This is a genomic window from Azoarcus sp. PA01, from assembly GCA_001274695.2.
In the GTDB taxonomy this organism is placed as follows: domain Bacteria; phylum Pseudomonadota; class Gammaproteobacteria; order Burkholderiales; family Rhodocyclaceae; genus Aromatoleum.
Genome location: LARU01000002.1, coordinates 597,448 through 618,543, shown reverse-complemented (window position 1 = coordinate 618,543; position 21,096 = coordinate 597,448). Strand labels below are relative to the sequence as shown.

Below are 21,096 nucleotides of genomic sequence, written 5' to 3'. Positions count from 1 at the left end.
GACCCGCTTCAGGCTTTCAGCGGACGGGCGAGCAGGCGAAGATCGTCGCCGATGAAGCGGACATCGCGCCACTGCAGCCGTATCGCGCGGTCGAGTTGCGCGAGTTCCGGCAGGTTGAACAGTCCCTGGGCGGCGTCGCCGACGAGCATCGGCGCGACGTAGAGCAACAGTTCATCGACGCAGTTCTCGCGCAGCAACGAACCGTTGAGCTTGAGCCCGGCTTCGACATGCACTTCGTTGATGCCGCGGGCGCCGAGTTCGCGCATCAGGCTCGGCAGATCGACTTTCCCCTGGCCGTTCGGCAGCACCACGACTTCAGCACCCAGTGCCTTCAGCGCCGCGGTCTTTTCGCGATCCTCGATCGCGGTGGCGACCAGGCAGCCCCCTCCCTGCAACAGTTTCGCCGATGGGGCCACGTCGAGCCGCGCGTCGACGAGCACGCGCAGCGGCTGGCGCTCGCACGGCACCGCCCGCACTGTGAGCTGCGGATCGTCCTCCCGCACGGTGCCGATGCCGGTGAGCACCGCGCACGCGCGGGCACGCCAGCGATGTCCGTCGCGCCGCGCCGCGTCTGCGGTGATCCACTGGCTGACGCCATTGTTCAGCGCAGTCTTGCCGTCGAGCGTGCCGGCGGTTTTCAGCCGCACCCACGGGCGCCCGCGGGTCATGCGCGCTACGAAGCCGATGTTCAGCTCGTGCGCATCGGTCGCGAGCAGGCCGGTCGTAACGGCGATGCCCGCTGCACGCAGGCGGGCGACGCCGGTGCCGGCGACGAGCGGATTAGGATCTTCCATCGCCGCGACGACGCGCGTGACGCCGGCGGCGATCAGCGCGTCGGCGCACGGGGGAGTGCGCCCGTGATGGGTGCAGGGTTCGAGCGTCACGTAGGCGGTCGCGCCGCGCGCGGCGTCGCCGGCGGCGTGCAGCGCGAGGACTTCGGCGTGCGGCTCGCCGGCGCGCTGATGCCAGCCTTCGCCGACAATGCCGCCGTCCTTGATCAGGACGCAGCCGACCCGCGGGTTCGGCGTCGTCGTTTCCAGCCCGCGCTCGGCCAGTTGCAGCGCGCGCGCCATCGCGACGTGGTCAGCTTCGGAATAGGTCATTCTCGGAGGTCGGTTCCGGGGGTTCTGCGGGGCGACTGCGCCTGGGGCGCGCCTTGACTTCGCGAATCACTTCGGCGAATTCGTCGACGTCGGCGAAGTTGCGATAAACCGAGGCGAAACGGATGTAGGCGACCTTGTCGAGCTTCTTCAGTTCACGCATGACGAGTTCGCCGACTTTCTCGCTCGGCACTTCCTGTTCGCCGAGCGCCAGCAGTTTCGCCTCGATGCGGTCGACCGCCGCATCGAGCGCTTCGAGCGTGACCGGGCGCTTGCGCAACGCGAGCTTCATGCTGCCGGCAAGCTTGTCGTGCTCGAACTCGCTGCGGTTGCCATTTCGTTTGACGATGTGCGGCATCTTCAGGTCGATGCGCTCGTACGTCGTGAAGCGCTTGTCGCACTTCGGGCACCGCCGCCGGCGGCGAACCACTTCGCCGCCTTCGTTCTCACGCGTGTCGGCGACCTGAGTGTTCGGGTCGCCACAGAAAGGGCATTTCATGAGCGGCGCCGGGGTGCCGCAGCGCCGGCCCGAGCGGTCGGCGAAAAACCGCAGCCATGCGCCGGCACACGTCCGCGGCTCAGGCGCAACCGCCTACTTTCCATACACCGGGTGACGGGCACACAGTTCGGCGACCTTGGACCGGACGTCGGCGAGGACCGCGTCGTCCTGCGGCGCATCGAGGACGTCGGCGATCAGATGCGCGACCTGCTCGGCTTCGATCTCGGTGAAGCCGCGCGTCGTCATCGCCGGCGAGCCGATGCGGATGCCGGAGGTGACGAAAGGCTTTTCGGGATCCTTCGGGATCGAGTTCTTGTTCACCGTGATGTGCGCCGAGCCGAGCACCGCTTCGGCGGCTTTGCCGGTGATGTTTTTCGAGCGCAGGTCGACGAGGAAGACGTGGCTTTCGGTGCGTCCCGAGATGATGCGCAGGCCACGCTCTTCGCCGAGCACGCGCGCCATCACGCGCGCGTTCGCGATGACCTGTTCCTGGTAATCACGGAACTGCGGAGTCAGCGCTTCCTTGAACGCGACCGCCTTCGCGGCGATGACGTGCATCAGCGGGCCGCCCTGCAATCCCGGGAAGATCGCCGAGTTGATGGCTTTCTCGTGTTCGGCTTTCATCAGGACGATGCCGCCGCGCGGGCCGCGCAGCGTCTTGTGCGTCGTCGAAGTCACGACATCGGCGTGCGGCACCGGGTTGGGGTAGTAGCCGGCGGCGATCAGGCCGGCGTAGTGCGCCATGTCGACCCAGAAGATCGCGCCGATTTCCCGGGCGATCTTCGCGAAGCGCTCGAAGTCGATGCGCAGCGAATAGGCGGAAGCGCCGGCGATGATGATGCGCGGCTTGTGCTCGCGCGCGAGCCGTTCCATCGCGTCGTAGTCGATCTCTTCTTTTTCGTCGAGGCCGTAGGCGACGACGTTGAACCACTTGCCGGACATGTTCAGCGCCATGCCGTGCGTGAGGTGGCCGCCTTCAGCGAGGCTCATGCCCATGATCGTGTCGCCGGGTTTCGCGAAGGCCATCAGCACCGCCTGGTTTGCCTGCGAACCGGAGTTCGGCTGGACGTTGGCGGCCTCCGCGCCGAACAGCTTCTTGATGCGGTCGATTGCGATCTGCTCGGCGACATCGACGTGCTCGCAACCGCCGTAGTAGCGTTTGCCCGGGTAGCCTTCAGCGTACTTGTTGGTCAGCTGCGAACCCTGCGCTTCCATCACGGCGTGGGAAACGTAGTTTTCCGAAGCGATGAGTTCGATGTGGTCTTCCTGGCGGCGGTTTTCGGCCTGGATGGCGGTCCACAGTTCGGGGTCGACCTTGGCGAGGGTGTCTTGCGCAGAGAACATGAGACGGGCTCGAAGCGATTGGTTTTAAAAGCGGATATTAGCACGCACGGCAAGCGGTCATGGTGGGGCAAGCATTCGCGCGCAGCGGCGCAGACCTCGCGAACGGGTGGCCGGCACAGCCGCCCCAGCGCTCGGAGGGGCGGTGCCGACGAGCGGGACCGTCAGGTGTTCGGCAACTCGTCGCGGGCGGCTGCAAGGTGAGCCTGATCGGCCCACGCGAGGAGCTGCCAGCGGCGGCCGTCGAACTCGATCCAGTTGAGTGCGGCGTTCGGAATCGTGAAGTCGCGCGGCGCGTCGAGCGCCTTGCCGGTTGCGAGGCGATGCGCGATGTCGAGCACGCCGCCGTGCGTGACGACCAGCGTCTGCTGGCCGGCATGGCGGGCGGCGATACGGTCAAGTGCGCGGTGGATGCGGGCGGCGAAGGTGCCGAGGCTCTCGCCGCCGCCGCAAAAGGCGAAGTCGCGGTCGCGGGCGTGGAAGCGGGCGTAGTCCTGCGGGAACCGCTCGCGGGCTTCGTCGTAGGTGAGGCCCTGGAATACCCCGTAGTGCCGCTCGCGCAGTTCGGGTTCGAGCGTCGCCTCGAACCCGAGCGCGCGCCCCGCCGCCGCAGCGGTCTGCTGTGCGCGGCGCAGGTCGCTGCAGTAGAACGCGGCGAAGCGGTGTCCGGCGAGGCGCGCGGCAGTCGCTTCCGCCTGGGCATGACCGATTTCATTGAGCGGCACGTCCAGGTGTCCCTGCAGGCGTCTTTCCGCGTTCCACGCGGTCTCGCCGTGTCGCACCAGACATAGCCGGGTCGCGCGCATCATCACCATCCGTCGCCCCCGTCGCTGTCTCCCCAGCCGCCCCCATCGCCCGGTGGCTGCTGAATCTGGATGGTGTCGAGATCGATCTTGACGCTGTCATCTAGACCGCCGGTTACCAGTTGCGGGAAGCCGATGACGAGGCCGACCATGATCAGCTGGATGATGACGAACGCGATCGACCCGCGGTAGATGTCTGCGGTCTTGATGCCTTCGATGCGCTTGCCGGTGACGCGGTCCGGGTAAGAGGCGACCGGCGCGACGCTGCGCAGGTAGAACAGCGCGAAGCCGAACGGTGGCGTCAGGAACGAGGTCTGCAGGTTGATCGCGATGATCACGCCGAACCAGATCAGATCGATGCCCATGTTCTCGGCGACAGGTCCAAGCAGCGGCAGCAGGATGAACGCGATTTCGAAGAAATCGATGAAGCAACCGAGGAAGAAGATCACCGTGTTGACAAACAGCAGGAAGCCGAGCTGCCCCCCGGGTAGCCGGTCGAACAGGTGTTCGACCCATATCTGGCCGTCGACCGCCGTGAACACGAAGCTGAAGATCGTCGACCCGACGAGGATGAAGAGTACGAAGATCGACAGCCGCGACGTCGCTTCGAGCGCCTGGAGCAGCGTCTTGAAATCGAGCCGGCGACGCGACACTGCCATCGCCAGCGCGCCGACTGCCCCCATCGCACCGCCTTCGGTCGGCGTCGCGACACCGAGGAAGATCGTGCCGAGCACGAGGAAGATCAGCGTCAGCGGCGGGATCAGCACGAACGTTACGCGTTCGGCGATGCGCGACAGCAGGCCAAGCCGGAAAATGCGGTTCAGGACTGCGAGAAGCAGCGCCAAGAGGGTGCCGAACGTCATCGCGACGACGATTGTTTCGTCGAGGGCCGGCTCCGTCACCGCCTGGCCCTCCATGAAGCTCAGGACTTCGCCGTAGTACTTGCCCAGCGCGACCGAAATCGCGGTGACCAGGACGAAGAGGACGCCAAGCGAGGCCATGCCCGAACTGCCGTTGGGTTCCCGGTAGGTGAGCGCCTCGGGCGGCAGGGCGGGCACCATTTTGGGCTTGAAGATCGCCAGCCCGACGATGAACATTGCGTAGAGCGCGACGAGCATCAGCGCCGGAATCATCGCTCCCTTGTACATGTCGCCGACGCTGCGGCCGAGCTGGTCGGCCATGACGATCAACACCAGCGACGGCGGAATTGCCTGCGCGAGCGTACCGGAGGCGGTGATGACACCGGTCGCTACCGGACGGCTGTAACCGTAGCGCAGCATGATCGGCAGCGAAATCAGGCCCATCGAGATCACCGACGCTGCGACGACGCCGGTCGTCGCCGCAAGCAGTGCGCCGACGAAGATCACCGCGAGGGCGAGGCCGCCGCGGATCGGGCCGAACACCTGCCCGACGGTCTCGAGCAGATCCTCGGCCATGCCGCTTCGTTCGAGGATCAGGCCCATCAGCGTGAAGAACGGGATCGCCAGCAGCGTGTCGTTCTGCATGATGCCGAACACCCGCAGCGGCAGCGCCTGGAACAGGGCCGCAGGAATCAGGCCGAGCTCGAGGCCGACGAAGCCGAAGAACAGCCCGCAAGCCGAAAGGGAAAACGCGACCGGGAAACCGGAAAGCAGAAAGAAAATAATGACCCCGAACATGATCGGGGCGATGTTGGCGGAGACGAATTCAATCATTTTTGGGACTCGCCGGCAGCGTTGGTCTCGGAGGTGTCGCCGACGGCGGCGTGGATGTGGTCCTTCGTTTCGTCATGTCCGGCGGTGGCCAAGGGGTCCGGGCCGCGGCCCATCAGAAAGGCGATGCGCTTGATCAGTTCGGAGACGGCTTGCAGCCCGAGCAGCGCGAAGCCGACCGGAACCAGCGCGTAGACGGGCCAGCGGATCAGGCCGCCGGCGTTGGAGGACATCTCGCCGGACACGTAGGCGCCGTGCACGACCGGCCACGAGAAGCTGATCATGAAGTAGCACAGCGGCAGCAGGAAGACGATGATTCCGAAGACGTCCACGTAGTTGCGCATGCGACTGCTCATCTTGTTCGCGATGACGTCGATGCGCACATGCGCATTCTGCAGGAACGCATAGCCGGCGCCGAGCATGAACACTGCGGCGAACAGGTACCACTGGATTTCGAGAAACGCGTTCGAGCCGATGCTGAATGCCTTGCGGGCGACGGCGTTGGCGGCGCTGATCAGCGTTGCGGCCAGCACCAGCCAGATGATCGACTTGCCGATGAAGCGGCTGAACGCGTCGATGAGGTGTGACAACTTGAGCAGAGTTCCCATCGGGTAATTCGCCTGAAACGGAGGGAGGTGGCGCGAGCAGCGGCGCGCACGGCCGCGCCCGGCGCGAATTGGATGCTACAGCGCCGCATCGGGCGGCGGAAAGCGGCGCCGGCCCCGCGGGGCCGGCGTGATGCAGATCAGAGTTTCTGTGCCGACATGTACTGGTCGTAGCTGCCTTCGGCGATGCCTTCCCACTGATATGCGTCGGCCTGAAAGCGCGAGTAATCCGCGTAGATCTTCTTCCAGTTCGGGTTCTTGTCGTTCAGCTCGGCATAGACTTCGCGCGACGCCTTGAACGCCGCGTCCATCACTTCCTTCGGCAGGCGGCTGAGCTTCGCGCCTTCGGCGATCAGCTGCTTGAGCGCCGTCGGGTTGCGCCCGTCGTAAGTCGCCTGAACGCTGACATGCGCGTCGGAGGCGGCCTGGCGCACGATCGCCTTGTACTCGTTCGACAGCGCGTTGAACGCCTTCGTATTGATCAGCACCGAGAACTGCGTGCTGCCTTCCCACCACGCGGGGTAGTAGTAGTTCTTCGCGACCTTGTGCAGGCCCAGCTTCAGGTCGTCATAGGGCCCGATCCACTCGGCGGCATCCACGGTGCCTTTCTCGAGCGACTGGTAGATTTCCGCTGCGGGAATGTTCTGCGGCACCGCGCCGAGCTTGGCCAGCACCCGCCCGCCGAAGCCGCCGATGCGCATCTTCAGTCCGTTCACGTCGGCGAGCGACTTGATCTCCTTGCGGTACCAGCCGCCCATCTGGGCGCCCGAGTTGCCCATCGGGAAATTGACGATGTTGTAGTTGGCATAGAATTCGCGCATCAGCTTCAGGCCGTTGCCTTCGTACATCCACGCGGTCTGTTGCCGGGAGTTCATGCCGAACGGGATCGCGCAGTCGAGCGCGAAAGCTTCGTCCTTGCCGAAGAAATAGTACGGCGCGGTGTGCGCGCATTCGATCGTGTCCTGCTGGATCGCGTCGACGACGCCGAAAGCGGGGACGAGCTCGCCCGCCGCATGGACGCTCACGGTGAATTTCCCGCCGGTCGCTTCGGTGACGTTTTTCGCGAAAGTTTCGGCACCGCCGAAGAGCGTTTCCAGCGACTTCGGGAAGCTCGACGCCAGGCGCCAGCGCAGATTCTGCTGCGCGTGGATGATGGCGGGAGCGGAACCCGCGGCGAGGACTCCGGCGATACCTGCATTTTTCAGAAATGAACGACGTTCCACGATGTCTCCCTTGACCTTCCGTTGTTGGAATGGCGCTGAGAGTACAAGGGTTCGCGCGACGGCGAAATTCGCGGGAAACCCTAATATCCGCTGTTTCGGCCCGGCCGGAAGGGCCGTCGGGGATCCGACGGCGCTGTCCGCCGTGCCGCCGGGTGGAGGGAAAGAGACATTCGGGAAGCGCCCCCGGTGTTGCGGTTGGCGGACGCTCCGACGGGCCTGTTACAGCTTCTGCGCGGCCATGTATTGGTCGTAGCTGCCTTCGGCGAGCGGCGTCCATTGGTACTGCGCCTGCATGAAACGCGAGTAGTCCGCGTAGATCTTCTTCCATGCCGGGTTCTTGTCGTTCAGCTCGGCATAGACTTCGCGCGACGCCTTGAACGCCGCGTCCATGACATCCTTGGGCAGCCGCCGCAGCTTGGTGCCTTCGGAAATGAGCTGCTTGAGCGCGGCCGGGTTGCGTGCGTCGTAACGAGCCTGGGTGACGACGTGCGAATCGGACGCCGCCTGGCGCACGATCGACTTGTACTCGTTCGACAGCGCGTTGAAGGCTTTCGCGTTGATGTACAGCGTGGTCTGGGCGCTGCCCTCCCACCAGGCCGGATAGTAGTAATACGGTGCGACGCGGTGCAGGCCGAGCTTGAGGTCGTCGTGCGGGCCGACGAACTCGGTCGCGTCGATCGTGCCTTTTTCCAGCGCCGAGTAGATCTCGCCGGCCGGAATGTTCTGCGACACCACGCCGAGTTTCGCCAGCACGCGTCCGCCGAAGCCGCCGATGCGCATCTTCATGCCGTTGAAGTCGGCTACGGACTTGATTTCCTTGCGGTACCAGCCGCCCATCTGCGCGCCGGTGTTGCCCATCGGCAGGCTGATGATGTTGTAGGGCGCGTAGAACTCGCGCAGCAGCTTCTGGCCATTGCCTTCATACATCCATGCCGTGAGCTGGCGCGCGTTCATGCCGAACGGGATCGCGCAGTCGAACGCGAAGGCTTCGTCCTTGCCGAAGAAATAATAGGGCGCGGTGTTCGCACACTCGATCGAGCCCTGCTGCAGCGCGTCGACGACGCCGAACGCCGGCACCAGTTCGCCGGCCGCATGCACGCTGACGATGAACTTGCCGCCGGTCGATTCGGCGACGTTGTTCGCGAAAGTCTCGGCGGCGCCGATCAGCGTGTCGAGCGACTTCGGGAAGCTCGACGCGAGGCGCCAGCGGATGTTTTCCTGCGCCTGGACGAGCGCCGGCGCGCTGGCGCCGGCGAGCACGCCGGCGAGGCCCGCGCTTCTGAGAAATTTTCGACGTTCCACGATCTCTCCTTGTTGTGCTTTATGAATTTCCGGCAATGCCGGCGAGATCCCCCGAAGGGTGGTGCGGGGCGCGGCGTCCCGGAGGAACGCCGCGCCGCTTCGAAAGCGTACGGCCATCCGTTATGCCACGCCACGAAATGAGGTGCAGCGCGTTCAGCGCCCGGCGATCTTCATGCGCTCGATGAGCACCGAGCCGCAATGTTTCGCGCCGCGCGGCAGCGCGTCGTTGCCGATCGCGACGATGCTGCGGAACATGTCGCGCAGGTTGCCGGCGATCGTGATTTCCTCGACCGCGTGCTTGATCTTGCCTTTTTCGACCCAGTATCCGGCCGCCCCGCGCGAGTAGTCGCCGGTGACGTAATTGACGCCGTGGCCGAGGAGCTCGGTGACGACGAGGCCGCGCTCCATGTGCTTGACGAGTGCCGGGAAGTCCATTTCGCCGCCGCCGACGACGAGGTTGTGCGAACCCCCGGCGTTGCCGGTCGTCTGCAGCCCGAGCTTGCGGGCGGAATAGGTCGACAGGAAATAGCCTTGCAGCACCCCGTCGCTGACGACTTCGCGGTCGCGCGTCGCGACACCGTCGCTGTCGAACGGGCTCGAGCCGAAGCCTTTCGGAACGTGCGGGCGCTCGGAGATGTTCACGAGCGGCGAGAACACCGTCTGGCCGAGGCTGTCGAGCAGGAACGACGACTTGCGGTACAGCGAGCCGCCGCTGACCGCGTGGACGAAATTCCCGACCAGCGCGACCGCGAGCGGCGCTTCGAACAGCACCGGCGCCTCGCAGGTCTTGATCTTGCGCGCACCGAGGCGGGCGAGGGCGCGTTCGGCGGCACGCCGTCCGACCAGATCGCTCGCCATCAGGTCGGCCGCGTCGCGGCGCGAGTCGTACCAGTATTCGCGCTGCATGGCGTCGCCTTCGCCGGCGATGACCGAGCACGAGACGCTGTGGCGCGAGCTGGCGTAGCCGCCGGTGAAGCCGGCGCTGTTCGCCGAGACGAAGTGCGATTCCTGCGTCGAGACGCTCGCCCCTTCGGAATTCGTGATCTTCGGGCTCACGGCGAACGCCGCCTCCTCGCACTCGCGCGCCGCGGCGATCGCGTCCTCGACGCTGAGCTGCCACGGGTGGTGGAGGTCGAGATCCGGGCAGTCCTTTGCCATCAGCTGCGGGTCGGCCAGGCCGGCGCACGGGTCGGGCGCGGTGAAGCGGGCGATCGAGACGGCCGCTTCGACGGTCGCTTTCAGCGCCGCCTTCGAAAAATCCGAAGTGCTCGCATGGCCGCGCTGCTGGCCGACATAGACCGTGACGCCGATGCCCTTGTCGCGGTTGTATTCGATCGTGTCGACTTCGCCTTTGCGCACCGTCGCCGACTGGCCGAACCCTTCGGAAACATCGGTTTCGCATGCCGTCGCGCCGCTTTTTTTCGCGAATTTCAGTACATCGGCGGCGATTTCGTGCAGTCGGTCGGGGGAGAACGAGAAGCCTTGAGCGGACATGGGCGGGAGACCAGGGAGCAAAGGCTATAATCTTACCCCGTTCCCACGCACTGTACTTTTCATGATCCACGCCGACCACGACGACAAACTGCCCGACGGCGAGGACGGGCTGCCGCTGCCGCCAAGCAAGAGCCAGCGCAAGCGCGACATGCACGCGCTGCAGGATCTCGGCGAGCAACTGGTCGCGCTGTCTGTCGACCAACTGAAGAAAGTGCCGATGCCCGAGGCGCTCGCCGACGCGGTGCGCGAAGCCAAGCGCATGACGAAGCACGAAGCGCGGCGCCGCCAGATGCAGTACGTCGGCAAGCTGATGCGCCACATCGATCCCGAACCGATCCAGGCGCAGCTCGACGTGTTCAACGGCTTGTCGAAAGCCGAGATCGCCCGCCAGCATCGCCTCGAGCGCCTGCGCTCCGATGTGCTCGACGACGAGAAAGTGCTGCAGAGGATCGCCGAGACCTGGCCGGAGGCGGATTTCCAGCAGCTGCGAACCTTGCGGCGCAATGCGCTGAAGGAGCGCGAGCACAACAAGCCGCCGCGCGCGTTCCGCGAGCTGTTCCGTGTGCTGCGCGACCTCGACGCCGGCGCCGCTGCGGCCGCCGCGGACGAGCCGCAGGATCGCGACGAAGAGTGAGCACGGCCGGGCGTTCCGGCGGTGTCCGATGATCGAAAGGGGATTCTCATGAGTGACGAAATCACGATCGGCCTGGTGTCGATCAGCGACCGCGCCTCCGACGGCACATATCAGGACCAGGGCATTCCGGCGCTGCGCGAGTGGCTCGATCGCGCCCTGAGTTCGCCGTGGCGCGCCGAAATGCGGCTGATCCCGGATGACCGGCCGACGATCGAGCGCACGCTGATCGAGCTTGCCGACGCTGCAGGCTGCGCGCTGATCCTGACGACCGGCGGCACCGGGCCGGCACCGCGCGACGTCACGCCGGAAGCGACGCTCGCCGTCGGCGAAAAGGAGATGCCCGGCTTTGGCGAGGAGATGCGCCGCATCAGCCTCAACTTCGTGCCGACCGCGATCCTGTCGCGCCAGGTCGCCGTGATCCGCGGCAAAAGCCTGATCGTCAACCTGCCCGGACAGCCGAAATCGATCCGTGAAACCCTCGAAGGACTGCGCGCCGCCGACGGCTCGGTGAGTCACGTCGGCATCTTCGCGGCGATTCCGTACTGCATCGACCTGATCGGCGGGCCGTACGTCGAGACTGATGACGAAGTCATCAAGGTCTTCCGCCCGAAGCAGGCGATCCGGCCGAAAAAAGCCTGACTCCGAACTCGCTGCGGGAGGCTGCCGGCGCAGGAACAGGCGATCTTCGGCTAGAATTGTGCGCTTGCCAACGCTGCCCAACAGAGTTTCGCCATGTCCGCCTCAGTCAAGATTCACATCGATGATGTCCGCATCCAGGAGATCAAGGAGCTGATTCCGCCCGCGCACGTGCTGCGCGAGTTTCCGGCGACGCCGAAAGCGGCCGAAGTGGCGTACGAGGCGAGGCAGGGGATCCACCGCATCCTGTTCGGCGCGGACGACCGCCTGCTGGTCGTCATCGGGCCGTGCTCGATCCACGACCTGGACGCGGCGCTCGAATACGCCCGCAAGCTCAAGGTCGAGGCCGCGCGCCTTAAGGACGATCTGCTCGTCGTGATGCGCGTGTATTTCGAGAAGCCGCGCACGACGGTCGGCTGGAAAGGCCTGATCAATGATCCCTACCTCGACAACAGCTTCCGCATCAACGAAGGCGTGCGGCTCGCGCGCAAGCTGCTGTGGGAGATCAACGAGATGGGGCTGCCCGCGGGCACCGAGTTCCTCGACATGATCACGCCGCAGTACATCGCCGACCTGATCGCCTGGGGCGCGATCGGCGCGCGCACGACCGAGAGCCAGGTGCACCGCGAACTCGCGTCCGGGCTGTCGTGCCCGGTCGGCTTCAAGAACGGCACCGACGGCAACGTCCGGATCGCCGTCGACGCGATCAAGGCCGCACAGTCACCGCATCATTTTCTCTCCGTGACCAAGGCCGGGCATTCGGCGATCGTCACGACGCTCGGCAACGAGGACTGCCACGTCATCCTGCGCGGCGGCAAGAGCACCAACTACGATGCCGTCAGCGTCGATGCCGCGTGCAAGGAGCTCGCCGCTTCGGGCGTGCCGGGCAAAGTGATGATCGACTTCTCGCACGCCAACAGCCGCAAGCAGCACCGCCTGCAGATCGAGGTCGCGCGCGACGTCGGCGCGCAGATGGCCGACGGCGACGACCGCATCATCGGCGTGATGGTCGAGTCGCACCTGAAGGAAGGGCGCCAGGACCTGATTCCCGGCAAGGAGCTCGAGTACGGCAAGAGCATCACCGACGCGTGCCTGGGCTGGGAAGACAGCGTCACCGTGCTCGAGATCCTCGCCGAGGCGGTACGTCAGCGCCGCGTCAAACGCGCCGACCTGGAGTGACGCGGCGGCCGGGTGGCTGCCGCGCCGGCAGCTGAGGGCCGGGAAATGGATGCGCAGACCTGCCGCAAGACGCCGCGCGTTCCCGGTCCGCGCGCGATCGATGCCGGGTCCGGCGCCTGAAGTCGCAGCGCCGATCGTCCGCCTCGGGCACAAGCCGTGTCGCGCAAGATCATCCACTGCGATTGCGACTGCTTCTACGCGGCCGTCGAGATGCGCGACGATCCGTCGCTCGTCGGCCGGCCGCTCGCGGTCGGCGGCAAGCCCGACGAGCGCGGCGTCGTTGCGACGTGCAACTACGAAGCACGCGCTTTCGGCGTGCGCTCGGCGATGTCGACGGCGCACGCGCTGCGGCTGTGCCCGCAGCTGCTGCTGGTGCCGCCCGACTTCGTTCGCTACCGTGCGGCGTCGCGCCAGATCCTCGCGATCTATCATGAATACACTGCGCTCGTCGAACCGCTGTCGCTCGACGAGGCCTATCTCGACGTCACTGCCGTCGATCGCTGCCGCGGCAGCGCGACGCTGATGGCACAGGAGATCCGCAGTCGCATCCATGACGAAGTCGGCATCACCGCGTCGGCCGGGATCGCGCCGAACAAGTTCGTCGCGAAGGTCGCGAGCGACTGGCGAAAGCCGAACGGCCAGTTCGTCGTGCCCCCGCAACAGATCGACCGCTTCGTCGCCGAGCTGCCGGTGAAGAAGATCTTCGGCGTCGGCAAAGTCACCGCCGAGCATCTGCTGCGGCTGGGAGTCGAAACGTGCGGCGATCTGCGCGGCTGGGGACTGGCCGATCTGACGCGCGAATTCGGCAGTTTCGGCGCGAAACTGCACCGGCTGTGCCGCGGCATCGACGACCGGCCGGTTGCGCCCGACCGCGAGCGCAAGTCGCTGTCAGTGGAGACGACCTACAATCGCGACCTGCCCGATCTGCAGGCCTGCGTCGAGGCATTACCGGCGCTCGTCGAGCAATTCTCGCGCCGCATGGCGCGGCTGCACGACGGCGAGACGGTCCACAAGGTCTTCGTCAAGTTGCGCTTCTCCGATTTCACGCGGACCACCGCCGAGTGCGTCAATCCGCGCCCGGCAGTCGAGACATGGATCGGGCTCCTCGCGGAAGGGTATCGGCGTCGCGCGCGGCCGGTGCGCCTGCTCGGGGTCGGGGTGCGCTTTGCCGCGCCTGCGGCGCCGGACCCGCAGCTTGAGCTGTTTGCCGGCGTCGCACCGCCCGGCGCCGGCCCGCAGTCCCGCTGACTTCAGGCGTTCTTGCCTTTCTGCCACAGCACGTCGCCGCGGCCGGCGGCCCGGTTGAGCACGCGGCCGAGCACGAACAGCAGGTCGGAAAACCGGTTCAGGTACTGGCGCGGCCCGTCGTTGATCGCTTCTTCCTGTCCGAGCGCGACGATCGCGCGTTCCGCACGGCGGCAGACCGTGCGCGCGAGGTGCGCGAGCGCGGCCGCGCGGCTGCCGCCGGGCAGGATGAAGTCCTTCAGCGGTTCGAGCGGTTCGTTGAGCCGGTCGAGTTCGGTCTCGAGCTTGTCGACATGCTTCTGGCTGATCATGCTCATGCCGGGAATGCAGATTTCGCCGCCGAGGTCGAAGAGATCGTGCTGCACGTCGGTCAGCAGCGCCTGCACGTCCTCCGGCAGCTCCTCGCACAGCAGCAGCCCGACGACTGCGTTCAGTTCGTCGACTTCGCCTAGCGTGTCGATGCGCAGGCTGTTCTTCGCAACCCGCTTGCCGTCGCCCAGCCCGGTCGTCCCGGCGTCGCCGGTGCGCGTGTAGATCTTCGACAGCCGATGTCCCATTTTCTCGTCTTCCTGTGCAGTTGGGGTCGGCCGATTATAGGCGAAGCCTCTCGGCCTCCTTTCATCCGTTAGAATTGCCGTCTTACGAATTCCGCTGTGTCGATCCGATCAGTCCAGGCGAACCTCCCCCATGAAAAGCGCTGAAATCCGCGAGAAGTTCCTGAAGTTCTTCGAATCCAAAGGTCATCAGATCGTCGCCTCCAGTTCGCTGGTGCCGCACGACGACCCGACGCTGCTGTTCACGAACGCCGGGATGAACCAGTTCAAGGACGTTTTCCTCGGCTTCGACAAGCGGCCGTACTCGCGCGCGACGACGTCGCAGAAATGCGTGCGCGCCGGCGGCAAGCACAACGACCTCGAGAACGTCGGCTATACCGCGCGGCATCACACGTTCTTCGAGATGCTCGGCAATTTCAGCTTCGGCGACTATTTCAAGCGCGACGCGATCACGTACGCGTGGGAGCTGCTGACCGCCGAGTTCGGGCTGCCGAAGGACAAGCTGTGGGTCACCGTCTATGCCGACGACGACGAGGCCTACGACATCTGGACGAAGGAAGTCGGCGTGCCGGCCGAGCGCGTGATCCGCATCGGCGACAACAAGGGCGCGCGCTACGCGTCCGACAACTTCTGGATGATGGGCGACACCGGGCCGTGCGGGCCGTGCACCGAGATCTTCTACGACCACGGCCCGGAGATCTGGGGCGGCCCGCCGGGGTCCCCTGACGAGGACGGCGACCGCTACATCGAGATCTGGAACAACGTGTTCATGCAGTTCAACCGCGACGAAGCGGGCGTGATGCATCCGCTGCCCAAGCCCAGCGTCGATACCGGCATGGGGCTCGAGCGCGTCTCGGCAGTGCTGCAGCACGTGCATAGCAACTACGAGATTGACCTGTTCCAGAACCTGATCCGTGCGGCGGCGCGCGAGACCGCGTGCGCCGACCTCGACAGCCCTTCGCTGCGCGTGATCGCGGACCATATCCGGGCGTGCTCGTTCCTGATCGCCGACGGCGTGATTCCGGGCAACGAAGGGCGCGGCTACGTGCTGCGGCGCATCATCCGCCGGGCGATCCGCCACGGCTACAAGCTCGGCGCGCGCGCGGCGTTCTTCCACCGGCTGGTGCCGGACCTGGTCGCCGAGATGGGTGCGGCGTACCCGGAGCTGAAAGCCGGGCAGGCGCGCGTCGCTGACGTGCTGCGCCAGGAAGAGGAGCGCTTTTTCGCGACGATCGAGAACGGCATGGCGATTCTCGAGACCGAGCTCGCCGCGATGGCGACGACCGGCAGCCGGACGTTCAACGGCGAAACCGCGTTCAAGCTCCACGACACTTACGGCTTTCCGCTCGACCTGACGGCAGACGTCTGCCGCGAACGCGAAGTCACCGTCGACGCGGCGGCGTTCGACGCGGCGATGGCGCGCCAGAAAGAGCAGGCGCGCGCCGCGGGCAAATTCCGCATGGCGATGAACCTCGAATACGAGGGCCCGGAAACGAAGTTCCACGGCTACGAGCGGCTCGAGGAGCGCGGCACGGTGCTCGCGCTGTACAAGGACGGCGCGCCGGTCGCCGAACTCCAGGAAGGCGACCTCGGCGTCGTCGTGCTCGACAACACGCCGTTCTACGCCGAGTCCGGTGGTCAGGTCGGCGACCGCGGCGAGCTGCGCGGCAGCGCCGGGATCTTCGCGGTCGAGGACACGCAGAAGATCCAGGCCGCCGTGTATGGGCACCATGGCGTCGTCAAGACCGGACGGCTCGCGGTCGGGCAGGAACTCGTCGCGCGCGTCGACGGCGAGGCGCGCGCGAGCACGCAGCGCAACCATTCGGTCACGCACCTGATGCACAAGGCGCTGCGCGAAGTGCTCGGCGCCCATGTGCAGCAGAAAGGCTCGCAGGTCGACCCGGACAAGACGCGCTTCGACTTCGCGCACACCGCGCCGCTGTCGCCCGAGGAGATCCGCGAAGTCGAGGCGCTCGTCAACGCCGAGATCCTCGCGAACATCGCGACCGAGGCACGGGTGATGTCGATCGACGACGCACAGAAGTCCGGCGCAATGATGCTGTTCGGCGAAAAGTACGGTGACGAGGTGCGCGTGCTCGCGATCGGCTCGAGCAAGGAACTGTGCGGCGGCACGCACGTCACCCGCACCGGCGACATCGGCCTGTTCAAGATCGTCTCGGAAGGCGGCGTCGCGGCCGGCGTGCGCCGTATCGAGGCGGTAACCGGCGCGAACGCGCTGCGCTACGCGCAAGAGCAGGAGCGGCGCGTGCAGGACATGTCGGCGCTGCTGAAAGTGCAGCCGGACGAGGTCGCGGAGCGCATCGCCGGCATCCTCGACAACGTGCGTGCGCTCGAGAAGGAGCTCGCGCGGATGAAGTCGCGGCTCGCCGCGAGCCAGGGCGACGAGCTCGTCGCGCAGGCGGCCGAGGTGCGGGGGGCGAAAGTGCTTGCCGCGATGCTCGAAGGCGCCGACGTCGCGACGCTGCGCGAGACGCTCGACAAGCTCAAGAACAAGCTCAAGTCGGCAGTGATCGTGCTCGCGGCGGTCGCCGACGGGCGCGTGAGCCTGATCGCCGGCGTCACGGCCGATCTGACCGCAAAGCTGAAGGCCGGCGAGCTCGTGAACATGGTCGCGCAGCAGGTCGGCGGCAAGGGCGGCGGTCGCCCGGATATGGCGCAGGCGGGCGGCACCGAACCGGCGAATCTGCCGGCAGCGCTCGCGTCGGTCAGGGCCTGGGCCGAAGCGCGCCTCTGATCGCGCGCGCTTTCCGCAAAAAGGCCGCCTGCGGGCGGCCCTGCCGCGTCCGACCGGCAGCGAGTCGACGGGGCAGGGCCGCCCCCGGTCGCGCCGGCAAGCCGGGCGGGTCGCTCAGAACGGCAGGTGCACGCCCGGCCAGACGCTTTCGATCGCGCGCCTGAAATCCGCCTGGATGCGCTCGATCGCTTGTTGTGAGTCGGCTTCGAAGCGCAGCACGACGACCGGCGTCGTGTTCGACGGCCGCGCGAGGCCGAAGCCGTCAGCGTATTCGACGCGCACGCCGTCGATCGTGATCGTGTCGATCGCGTCGTCGAAGCGTGCGGATTCCTTCAGCCGGCGCACGAGCTCGAACGGCTCGCCTTCGGCCATCTTGATGTTCAGTTCCGGTGTGCTGACCGCATCGGGCAGCGCGTCGAGCACCGCGCTCGCATCGGCTGCGCGCGACAGGATCTCGAGCAGGCGCGCGCCGGCGTACAGGCCGTCGTCGAAGCCGAACCAGCGCTCCTTGAAGAACACATGGCCGCTCATCTCGCCGGCGAGCGGCGCGCCCGTTTCCCTGAGCTTTGCCTTCACGAGCGCGTGACCGGTGTTCCACATCGTCGGGCGGCCCCCATGGCTGCGGATCCAGCTGGCGAGGTTGCGCGTGCATTTGACGTCGTAGATGATCTCGCCGCCCGGCACGCGCGACAGCACGTCCGCTGCGAACAGCATCAGCTGTCGGTCGGGGTAGATGATCTGTCCGGCTTTCGTCACGACGCCGAGGCGGTCGCCGTCGCCGTCGAACGCGAGACCCAGTTCGGCGTCCGTGTCGCGCAGCGCACGGATGACGTCCTGCAGGTTCTCGGGCTTCGACGGATCGGGGTGATGGTTCGGGAACGTCCCGTCGACGTCGCAGAACAGCTCGACGAGCTCGCAGCCGAGACGGCGGAAGAGCTGCGGCGCGACTGCGCCGGCGACGCCGTTGCCGCAGTCGATGACGATCTTCATCGGCCGGGCGAGTTTCACGTCGGACGTGACGCGGTCGAGATAGGCGTCGATGACCGAGGCTTCGCGCCGCTCGCCGGCGCCGTGGGTGAAGTCGTTGTCGACGATGCGCCGGCGCAGGTCCTGGATCAGGTCACCGTGGAGCGTCTCGCCGCCGAGCACCATCTTCAGGCCGTTGTAGTCGGGCGGGTTGTGGCTGCCGGTGACGCTGACGCACGAATCGGTGCCGAGATGATAGGCGGCGAAGTACGTCAGCGGCGTCGGCACGCAGCCGATGTCGATGACATCGACGCCGGCGGCGCGGATGCCGTCGGCGAGCGCGCCCGCCAGTTCGGGGCCCGACAGGCGCCCGTCACGGCCGATCGCGATCGCGCGCTGCGCGCGTTTGCGCGCTTCGGAGCCCAGCGCGTGCCCGATCGCGCGCACGGCCTCGGCGGCGAGCGTCTTGTCGACGATGCCGCGGATGTCGTAGGCCTTGAAAATCTCGGCAGCGGGCGGAGCGTAGGAAGAGGGCGTCGCGGAGTTCGGAGTAGGGGTCATGGCGCAGGCCGGTCGAAGGTGGGTGAATGACGGGCGGTATTATCGCAGAGCAGCCGAGGCACGCTGTCCGCGCTGTTACAGCCGGTTCAGTGCATGACGTGCGGCGCGCCGCGGGCCGGGGCGTGCGGGTTTTGCGGCGCCGGCGACGCGTGGTGCATGACGAGGCGCCAGCCCAGCGCTCCGCGCGTATACACGTTCGTCGCGATCATCGGCGGCGGCAGCCGGTCCTCGCCTTCGACCGCGACGTGTTCGATCACGTTGTGGATCGTCAGCAGCATGTTCTGGCACACCACGTGATGGGACGTCCTCACCTGCAGCCGCGTGCCGCCGGCGAACAGTTGCCGCCACGACTCGCGCACCGCGGCGAGCCCGACCAGGCGCGGCGTGTCCGGGTGCACGCAGACGACTTCGTCGTCTTCCGACCAGACGGTCATCATTGCATCGAGGTCCGAGCGCGCCAGCGCATCGTAGAACGCCGCTTCCGCTTCGGCGACCGAAGTGTAGATGGGTTTGCTCACGATGTTTCAATCCACGCCCGCAACCGGGCGAACCTGCGCGGAAGCATCTTCTCCCCCGTTGATGACGAAACGGACCGCCGGAAGCGGCCGCGGCGCGGCGGCGGCGTTCAGTGGTGGCCTTTCGGATGCTCGCCGGTGAACACGTACTTCGCGCTGCAGTACGGGCACACCGCTTCGCCTTCCTTCAGCACGTCGAGAAACACCCGCGGGTGGCGCGCCCACAACGGGGCGTCGGGACGTGGGCAGGCGAGCGGCAGGTCAGCTGCGGTGACGGCGATCGACGGAGTCTTGTCGCGAGTTTCGACCATGGAGATTTCCTCAGACGTGGGTGAGCCAGCGCTCGTATTCGGGCGCGCGGCCATTGACGATATCGAAGAAGCGGGCCTGGATCTTCGCCGTGATCGGGCCGCGACGGCCTTCGCCGATCGTGCGGTTGTCGAGTTCGCGGATCGGCGTCACTTCCGCCGCGGTACCGGTGAAGAAGGCTTCGTCGGCAATGTAGATGTCGTCGCGCGTCATGCGGCGCGAGTCGACCGTGTAGCCGAATTCGCGGGCGACCTGGATCACCGAGTCGCGCGTGATGCCGGTCAGCGCCGACGCGATCTCGGGTTCGTAGATCTTGCCGTCCTTGATGACGAAGAGGTTCTCGCCCGAGCCTTCGGCGACGAAGCCCTGCGTGTCGAGCAGCAGCGCCTCGTCGTAGCCGTCCTCGGTCGCCTCGAGGTTCGCGAGGATCGAATTCGCATAGCTGCCGGACATCTTCGCGCGCGGCATCGTGACGTTGACGTGGTGGCGGGAGTAGGACGAAGTCTTGATGCGGATGCCTTTCTCGAGGCCTTCCTCGCCGAGGTAAGCGCCCCACGGCCACGCGGCGATCGCGACATGCACGGTCGCGCCGCGCGTCGAGATGCCCATCTTCTCCGAACCGTAGAATGCGAGCGGGCGCAGGTAGCAGGATTCGAGCTTGTTGGCGCGCACGACTTCCTTCTGCGCTTCCATCAGCTCTTCCTTCGAGAACGGGATCTCCATGCGGTAGATCTTGCCGGAGTTGATCAGGCGCTGCGTGTGCTCGGCGAGGCGGAAGATCGCGGTGCCCTTGGCGGTGTTGTACGCGCGCACGCCCTCGAAGACGGCCAGGCCGTAATGCAGGGAGTGGGTCAGGACGTGAGTCGTGGCTTCGCGCCACGGCACGAGTTTGCCGTCCTGCCAGATGAAACCGTCGCGGTCAGCCATGGACATGGTGCGTGTTCTCCAGCGGAAAATCAGGTTGATGTAAGCGTCCGCGGCGAAGCGGAGCAAGCGGGCGATTCTAGCGCAAAGTCCGGTATTTTTGCCGCGCTGCGGCGCGTTCTCGGCACGTGTCGGGCGCTGCGTGACCATGCTCCCGGCAAGTCGCCGGAAGGTTAGGTGAAACAGGACGGCGGACGACGAAAACCTCTCGGCGCCTGCGCGTCAGCTCATGTCGTCGCGCCGCCACCTTCAAGGGCAGCGCCCGAGGCGCTAAAATCGCGGCTTTGCGCCGCAAAGCGATGAATCGATCCTGGAAACCCAACGTCACCGTCGCCGCGATCATCGAGCGCGATGGCCGCTTCCTCGTCGTCGAGGAACAGACTGCCGACGGATTGCGCTTCAACCAGCCGGCGGGCCATCTCGAAGAAGGGGAGTCGCTCGTCGCGGCGGCGACGCGTGAAGTGCTCGAGGAGACTGCGTACCGTTTCGTCCCGGAGTGCCTCGTCGGCGTCTACCAGTGGCCGGTGCCGGACGGCGACCTCACCTACCTGCGCTTCACTTTCGGCGGCCCGGTGCTCGGCGAGTCGACCGGCGCGACGCTCGACGACGGCATCGTCCGGGCGCTGTGGCTGACGCCGGACGAGCTGCGCGACTGCACGCCGCGTCACCGCAGCCCGCTCGTGATGCGCTGCGTCGACGACTGGATCGCCGGGCGCCGCTACCCGCTCGAGTTCATCACGCATTACTCGGGCTGAGCGCG

20 protein-coding genes are annotated in these 21,096 nt (G+C 66.4%); 6 read left to right on the top strand and 14 right to left on the bottom strand.

Annotated features, from left to right (window positions below):
- Nucleotides 1–8: 8 nt before the first annotated feature.
- The 9 genes from ribD to pmbA form a co-directional block, all read right to left on the bottom strand.
- A complete protein-coding gene (ribD, locus tag PA01_03875; protein ID KON80875.1) occupies nucleotides 9–1,103 on the bottom strand; it encodes a bifunctional diaminohydroxyphosphoribosylaminopyrimidine deaminase/5-amino-6-(5-phosphoribosylamino)uracil reductase RibD in 1,095 nt (364 codons plus the stop codon).
- Nucleotides 1,084–1,599: a transcriptional regulator NrdR gene (nrdR, locus tag PA01_03870; GenBank protein ID KON80874.1), complete on the bottom strand. Its 516-nt coding sequence runs from the start codon at nucleotides 1,597–1,599 to the stop codon at nucleotides 1,084–1,086. Before nrdR ends, ribD begins: the two co-directional genes overlap by 20 nt.
- A gap of 93 nt (nucleotides 1,600–1,692) precedes the next feature.
- Nucleotides 1,693–2,943, bottom strand: a complete 1,251-nt coding sequence (locus PA01_03865) for a serine hydroxymethyltransferase (GenBank protein ID KON80873.1) — start codon at nucleotides 2,941–2,943, stop codon at nucleotides 1,693–1,695.
- Between the two features lie 161 nt (nucleotides 2,944–3,104).
- The gene (locus PA01_03860; protein ID KON80872.2) at nucleotides 3,105–3,749 is read right to left on the bottom strand and encodes a histidine phosphatase family protein; all 645 of its coding nucleotides are present in this window, start codon (nucleotides 3,747–3,749) and stop codon (nucleotides 3,105–3,107) included.
- Entirely contained in the window at nucleotides 3,749–5,437 is a 1,689-nt protein-coding gene (locus PA01_03855) for a TRAP transporter large permease subunit (protein ID KON80871.1), read from the bottom strand. Before PA01_03855 ends, PA01_03860 begins: the two co-directional genes overlap by 1 nt.
- Complete coding sequence (locus PA01_03850; protein ID KON80870.1) at nucleotides 5,434–6,042, bottom strand: TRAP transporter small permease subunit; 609 nt, start codon at nucleotides 6,040–6,042, stop codon at nucleotides 5,434–5,436. Before PA01_03850 ends, PA01_03855 begins: the two co-directional genes overlap by 4 nt.
- Before the next feature lie 137 nt (nucleotides 6,043–6,179).
- A complete protein-coding gene (gene dctP / locus PA01_03845) occupies nucleotides 6,180–7,262 on the bottom strand; it encodes a TRAP transporter substrate-binding protein DctP (GenBank protein KON80869.1) in 1,083 nt (360 codons plus the stop codon).
- A 219-nt stretch (nucleotides 7,263–7,481) separates the two neighbouring features.
- Nucleotides 7,482–8,564 (bottom strand): TRAP transporter substrate-binding protein DctP, encoded by a 1,083-nt coding sequence (gene dctP, locus PA01_03840; GenBank protein KON80868.1) that lies wholly within the window; start codon nucleotides 8,562–8,564, stop codon nucleotides 7,482–7,484.
- 153 nt (nucleotides 8,565–8,717) lie between these two features.
- Nucleotides 8,718–10,058 carry a metalloprotease PmbA gene (gene pmbA, locus PA01_03835; GenBank protein KON80867.1) on the bottom strand — a complete coding sequence of 447 codons (1,341 nt, stop codon included), beginning with the start codon at nucleotides 10,056–10,058 and terminating at the stop codon, nucleotides 8,718–8,720.
- A gap of 61 nt (nucleotides 10,059–10,119) precedes the next feature.
- Between pmbA and PA01_03830 the strand changes: the two genes are divergently transcribed.
- From PA01_03830 to dinB, 4 genes are all read left to right on the top strand, one after another.
- Nucleotides 10,120–10,692 (top strand): DUF615 domain-containing protein, encoded by a 573-nt coding sequence (locus PA01_03830; protein KON80866.1) that lies wholly within the window; start codon nucleotides 10,120–10,122, stop codon nucleotides 10,690–10,692.
- A 48-nt stretch (nucleotides 10,693–10,740) separates the two neighbouring features.
- Complete coding sequence (gene mog, locus PA01_03825; protein KON80865.1) at nucleotides 10,741–11,331, top strand: molybdopterin adenylyltransferase; 591 nt, start codon at nucleotides 10,741–10,743, stop codon at nucleotides 11,329–11,331.
- Between the two features lie 93 nt (nucleotides 11,332–11,424).
- On the top strand, nucleotides 11,425–12,507 hold the full coding sequence (gene aroG / locus PA01_03820; GenBank protein ID KON80864.1) for a 3-deoxy-7-phosphoheptulonate synthase AroG: 1,083 nt from the start codon (nucleotides 11,425–11,427) through the stop codon (nucleotides 12,505–12,507).
- Between the two features lie 156 nt (nucleotides 12,508–12,663).
- Complete coding sequence (gene dinB / locus PA01_03815) at nucleotides 12,664–13,755, top strand: DNA polymerase IV (GenBank protein KON80863.1); 1,092 nt, start codon at nucleotides 12,664–12,666, stop codon at nucleotides 13,753–13,755.
- A 2-nt stretch (nucleotides 13,756–13,757) separates the two neighbouring features.
- On the opposite strand, the gene PA01_03810 is transcribed toward dinB, so the two are convergent.
- The gene (locus PA01_03810) at nucleotides 13,758–14,309 is read right to left on the bottom strand and encodes a cob(I)yrinic acid a,c-diamide adenosyltransferase (protein ID KON80862.1); all 552 of its coding nucleotides are present in this window, start codon (nucleotides 14,307–14,309) and stop codon (nucleotides 13,758–13,760) included.
- Between the two features lie 130 nt (nucleotides 14,310–14,439).
- On the opposite strand from PA01_03810, the gene alaS reads away from it, so the two are divergent.
- Nucleotides 14,440–17,061 (top strand): alanine--tRNA ligase, encoded by a 2,622-nt coding sequence (alaS, locus tag PA01_03805; protein KON80861.1) that lies wholly within the window; start codon nucleotides 14,440–14,442, stop codon nucleotides 17,059–17,061.
- A 114-nt stretch (nucleotides 17,062–17,175) separates the two neighbouring features.
- Here alaS and PA01_03800 read toward each other — a convergent pair whose 3' ends face one another.
- From PA01_03800 to PA01_03785, 4 genes are all read right to left on the bottom strand, one after another.
- Nucleotides 17,176–18,588, bottom strand: a complete 1,413-nt coding sequence (locus PA01_03800; protein KON80860.1) for a phosphomannomutase/phosphoglucomutase — start codon at nucleotides 18,586–18,588, stop codon at nucleotides 17,176–17,178.
- A gap of 86 nt (nucleotides 18,589–18,674) precedes the next feature.
- Complete coding sequence (locus tag PA01_03795) at nucleotides 18,675–19,106, bottom strand: nuclear transport factor 2 family protein (protein ID KON80859.1); 432 nt, start codon at nucleotides 19,104–19,106, stop codon at nucleotides 18,675–18,677.
- Nucleotides 19,107–19,213: 107 nt separating this feature from the next.
- Nucleotides 19,214–19,414 carry a zinc-finger domain-containing protein gene (locus PA01_03790; GenBank protein ID KON80858.1) on the bottom strand — a complete coding sequence of 67 codons (201 nt, stop codon included), beginning with the start codon at nucleotides 19,412–19,414 and terminating at the stop codon, nucleotides 19,214–19,216.
- Nucleotides 19,415–19,424: 10 nt separating this feature from the next.
- Nucleotides 19,425–20,345 (bottom strand): branched-chain amino acid transaminase, encoded by a 921-nt coding sequence (locus PA01_03785; GenBank protein KON82286.1) that lies wholly within the window; start codon nucleotides 20,343–20,345, stop codon nucleotides 19,425–19,427.
- A 290-nt stretch (nucleotides 20,346–20,635) separates the two neighbouring features.
- Here PA01_03785 and PA01_03780 point away from each other — a divergent pair, with 290 nt between their 5' ends.
- Complete coding sequence (locus tag PA01_03780) at nucleotides 20,636–21,091, top strand: NUDIX hydrolase (GenBank protein KON82285.1); 456 nt, start codon at nucleotides 20,636–20,638, stop codon at nucleotides 21,089–21,091.
- The last annotated feature ends 5 nt before the right edge of the window (nucleotides 21,092–21,096 follow it).

What these genes read in the sequence shown, in the direction of transcription:
- PA01_03850 (KON80870.1), bottom strand. Translation starts at nt 6,042, where the DNA reads ATGGGAACTCTGCTCAAGTTGTCACACCTCATCGACGCGTTCAGCCGC.
- ribD (KON80875.1), bottom strand. Translation starts at nt 1,103, where the DNA reads ATGACCTATTCCGAAGCTGACCACGTCGCGATGGCGCGCGCGCTGCAA.
- PA01_03855 (KON80871.1), bottom strand. Translation starts at nt 5,437, where the DNA reads ATGATTGAATTCGTCTCCGCCAACATCGCCCCGATCATGTTCGGGGTC.
- PA01_03780 (KON82285.1), top strand. Translation starts at nt 20,636, where the DNA reads ATGAATCGATCCTGGAAACCCAACGTCACCGTCGCCGCGATCATCGAG.
- mog (KON80865.1), top strand. Translation starts at nt 10,741, where the DNA reads ATGAGTGACGAAATCACGATCGGCCTGGTGTCGATCAGCGACCGCGCC.
- alaS (KON80861.1), top strand. Translation starts at nt 14,440, where the DNA reads ATGAAAAGCGCTGAAATCCGCGAGAAGTTCCTGAAGTTCTTCGAATCC.
- nrdR (KON80874.1), bottom strand. Translation starts at nt 1,599, where the DNA reads ATGAAATGCCCTTTCTGTGGCGACCCGAACACTCAGGTCGCCGACACG.
- pmbA (KON80867.1), bottom strand. Translation starts at nt 10,058, where the DNA reads ATGTCCGCTCAAGGCTTCTCGTTCTCCCCCGACCGACTGCACGAAATC.
- PA01_03790 (KON80858.1), bottom strand. Translation starts at nt 19,414, where the DNA reads ATGGTCGAAACTCGCGACAAGACTCCGTCGATCGCCGTCACCGCAGCT.
- PA01_03800 (KON80860.1), bottom strand. Translation starts at nt 18,588, where the DNA reads ATGACCCCTACTCCGAACTCCGCGACGCCCTCTTCCTACGCTCCGCCC.
- PA01_03860 (KON80872.2), bottom strand. Translation starts at nt 3,749, where the DNA reads ATGATGCGCGCGACCCGGCTATGTCTGGTGCGACACGGCGAGACCGCG.
- PA01_03810 (KON80862.1), bottom strand. Translation starts at nt 14,309, where the DNA reads ATGGGACATCGGCTGTCGAAGATCTACACGCGCACCGGCGACGCCGGG.
- PA01_03785 (KON82286.1), bottom strand. Translation starts at nt 20,345, where the DNA reads ATGTCCATGGCTGACCGCGACGGTTTCATCTGGCAGGACGGCAAACTC.
- PA01_03865 (KON80873.1), bottom strand. Translation starts at nt 2,943, where the DNA reads ATGTTCTCTGCGCAAGACACCCTCGCCAAGGTCGACCCCGAACTGTGG.
- PA01_03830 (KON80866.1), top strand. Translation starts at nt 10,120, where the DNA reads ATGATCCACGCCGACCACGACGACAAACTGCCCGACGGCGAGGACGGG.
- aroG (KON80864.1), top strand. Translation starts at nt 11,425, where the DNA reads ATGTCCGCCTCAGTCAAGATTCACATCGATGATGTCCGCATCCAGGAG.